The 2697-nt window shown below is 68.3% G+C and carries 3 protein-coding genes; 1 reads left to right on the forward strand and 2 read right to left on the reverse strand.

Annotated features, from left to right (window positions below; genetic code table 11):
• Positions 1 to 615: 615 nt before the first annotated feature.
• Together ACNAVT_RS31645 and ACNAVT_RS31650 are read right to left on the reverse strand one after the other, a co-directional pair.
• Positions 616 to 1209, reverse strand: a complete 594-nt coding sequence (locus tag ACNAVT_RS31645; RefSeq protein WP_416301646.1) for a hypothetical protein — start codon at positions 1207 to 1209, stop codon at positions 616 to 618.
• A gap of 288 nt (positions 1210 to 1497) precedes the next feature.
• Positions 1498 to 1845 (reverse strand): DUF4190 domain-containing protein, encoded by a 348-nt coding sequence (locus tag ACNAVT_RS31650; RefSeq protein WP_416301648.1) that lies wholly within the window; start codon positions 1843 to 1845, stop codon positions 1498 to 1500.
• Between the two features lie 448 nt (positions 1846 to 2293).
• Between ACNAVT_RS31650 and ACNAVT_RS31655 the strand changes: the two genes are divergently transcribed.
• Positions 2294 to 2605 (forward strand): hypothetical protein, encoded by a 312-nt coding sequence (locus tag ACNAVT_RS31655; protein WP_416301649.1) that lies wholly within the window; start codon positions 2294 to 2296, stop codon positions 2603 to 2605.
• Positions 2606 to 2697: the final 92 nt, after the last annotated feature.

Here is a 2697-nt window from a genome sequence, read left to right on the forward strand (position 1 = left end):
GCATCATTCGAGGCCACGGTGTCAACCATCACCCGGCGCAGGACAGCCGGCTGCCGGCCAGCTGCCGGCGAAGTGGTGAGAACTTTCTGTACGTCTGCAAGGCGGCCCTTGACGGGCCGCACGCGCCGCCGCCAGGGCGCGTGGCCTGCACTCCGCTGATGCTCCCCGCTCCGGCCACGCAACACGCCCGGCGGCTGGCGCGGATAGCGGGGAGCCCGGAGGGCCGCCGCAGAACGACAGGCCGTTGACCGGTGTGTAGTGGGCCGGCAGCCGGCCGGGCGGCGCGGCCACGAGCCTGCGCGGCGTAGGGGAGCGCACGCCGGCCGCGTTGGCGAGTTGGCGGCGGTCGCGGGCTTGCGGTTGGTGTGCCTCCGGCGGGGGCGCAACGACTCCAGGATGGCCGGGGCTGCGTCGGCGCGTTGCGGTCCGTGGGTGGTTGCGCAGGGCCGTCCCGCCTGCCGACGACCCCCGGGCGAGCCGAGCAGACCGCCGCCCGGCCCGCCAGCGTCCGTACGTGAGTCAGGGCCGTCTTGACGTGGCGGGCCGGGCGGCGGCCCGCTCCCCAGGAGGGCGGGTCGGCGGCAGACAGTGAGGATGGCATCGCGTCTCATGGGGTCATTCGCCTAGCGGAGCACCGTGCCAGCGCCATTCCTTCAGCTGGGGACGTCCTGGCAGCTCGATCCGGCCGGTGGACCACCGCAGTGCCGCCCATGGGTCCACCCTGGCCAGTTCCTGCGCGGCTTCGGGAAACAGTCGAGCGAGTACCCGGGTGCACACGTCACGTGGGGGATCGATGGCGAGGCCGAGGCCCTGGGCGATGTCATCGCCGTGCAGCAATGTCTCCACGCACCCCATCGCGGCGAAGCCCTCCGGGTCGGCTTGGCCCGTGGGGTGGTAGGCCCGAACAGCCGGTCCGGACGTGCGAACCGTGGCTGCCAGGATGTGGCCGCCCGCCTCGGCGAACTCCAGTACCTCTTGCGGGGATGCGTCCTTGTCAGCGTTTGCCATGAAGCGCACAAACCGCTTCTCAGGTCGGGCCACGAGTTGGCCCGCGAACGACATCAGGCAATCACCGATGTGCTCGGCGGTGTGCCAGCAGTCCCACTCCAGGCTGCCTGCCCGCGCAGACCAGTCCAGGCCCGTCGCTGGTCGTAGGCTGGCAACAACGCTGGACATTGCTGCATCGAGATCATCGGCGGTGACCGCCACGCTTCCCTCCAGGTTTGCGAGGCCGATGCTGCACCGGCCTGAGTCAGAACAGCCAGCCTGCCTGATGGGTGTGACGAACTGGGTGACAACGGGTGTGGATGCCAGCGGACGTAGACGGACACCCACGGAGTGTTCCAGCAGCTCAGCCCGCTTGATGGTCCAGCTCAGCCGACAGCGATCATTCGTTCACACCGAACGAGTCGGGAGCCCTCAGTCAAGGCCAACTCGCTTGACCACAACGCCCCTCTCGCTGCGGTCAGGTCAAGCTGCTGGATCGACCTGGGCTACCTACCAGCAGGGGTCGGGCGGGCCGCAGCTGGCAGGCGAAACGCCCACCACCCTCAGAACCACGACGAAATACGCCAGGATCGCCAATACGGCTGCGCCAGCCACGCACCCGGCAATCGCCAGACCGCGACCACGTTGCCCAGTCGTCTTGATCTGCTTCAGTCCCACGACGCCTACGGCAACCGCGCCTACGCCGAGCGACGGCGCAGAGATGAGAACTTGGCTCAGCAGGGGTGCCAGCTCAGCCAGGCCCGCGCTGACGTACAGCAGCGGAACCAGGCCCATGCAGAAGGCCACGATCGCCAGAGGGCTGTACCTCCGCTGCTTCTCAGAGAGCTGATCGGTCATGGCACGCCCTCCCTTCGCTTCGCCGCTCGGATGCTCCGGCTGCGGCGCCACGGGCCCGCCCGTCCGAGGATCATGAATGGAGACACCATGATGGATCATGCGGGCGGGCAAGGGAAGGCGGCTGAGACCACGGCCTGAGCCACTTCGCGGAGCCGGCGAGCGCCGGTAGCCGGGCTGCCTCTACCCCTGGGCTCTGGACGGAGAGGCACGGGTCTGTGGGGGCACACCGGGGGCACAAGACACTGTCAAACGTTGTCGACTAGTGACCAGTCGTGCGAACCTCGGACGCCGTGGAGCAGGCGTCCGGTGCCGTTGCCGCTGGTGGCAAGGCAGCGGCTCTATGTTCCGCTTCAACGTCTGACCGGGCCGCTCGTTGCCCCGTCTCGGAGTCACGCAAGGGCACGTATGGTCAGTGGCGACACGGATCTCGCGGGGAGGCCACCGGCACATGAAGTCCGACGATGAGAAGCCTACTCGGGCTGAATCTGGTTGCCTGATCACCTGGTTCGAGGTTGTCGATCCCTTGATCAAGCGCACCCGCGACGGTGGGCCGATCCGTGACGACTACAGCAACCTCCACTTCGAGGGCAGCGGCCGGATGCATGCCCACGCGGGGGAGCTGGCCCGACGGCCAGGCTGCATACCGTCTGAGAGTCAGGCGTTCACGGCAGGCGGCTTATGGACCGAACCGCTGCCGCCTGCAATCGTCCGATGCGAGGTGTGCCTCGCGGCGCATCCCGTCGGCCAGCCTGCTGAGTGACTTCAGCGAATGGCGACCGTCAGGCGCAAGAGCAGCAGAGAGGCAGCGAATGCGACGGCAACCGCTAACACCGGACGTCGCTAGATCCCGAA

This window comes from Micromonospora sp. SL4-19 (assembly GCF_047921475.1).
Classification (GTDB): domain Bacteria; phylum Actinomycetota; class Actinomycetes; order Mycobacteriales; family Micromonosporaceae; genus Micromonospora.